The 424-nt window shown below is 67.9% G+C and carries 1 protein-coding gene; it reads right to left on the reverse strand.

Features of this window, described 5'->3' with window-relative positions:
- The coding region (locus EOD41_RS20555) for an STN domain-containing protein (RefSeq protein WP_205780622.1) at positions 1-424 on the reverse strand (424 nt) is incomplete at both ends.

Below are 424 nucleotides of genomic sequence, written 5' to 3' on the forward strand. Positions count from 1 at the left end.
TGGTGTAGCTGGTGATGCTGAACGGGGTTTCCACGAAATCGCGTGCGCCAAGCAGGCCCTGTGCACCTTGGCGCGCAACCTGCCCACCGGCATATGGCTGTGCTTCACCGCCTGCCGCCAGGCCGCCGACAATGCTGGTAGGGGCAATTTCCAGCGCGCCACCCGCCTGGGGTGCCGGTACCAGAGTGAACGCGCCCTCACCCACGGGCAGCAATTGCAGGCCGCTGCCACTCAGCAGCTGCAAGAACCCTTCTTCGACACTGTAGCGACCCGACAGGCCATTGCTCTGCCGGCCCTGGACCAGTGCCGGGTCCAGCGAAAGGCTGACGCCGGCCTGGTCGGCAAACCGGGTGAGTGCGGCGCCCAGGCTGGCGGCTGGCACCTGATAGGCACGCCGCGCCGCTTCATCGGCCCAGGCGGGTGC

Source organism: Mucilaginibacter limnophilus, from assembly GCF_004005815.1.
In the GTDB taxonomy this organism is placed as follows: Bacteria; Bacteroidota; Bacteroidia; order Sphingobacteriales; family Sphingobacteriaceae; genus Mucilaginibacter; species Mucilaginibacter limnophilus.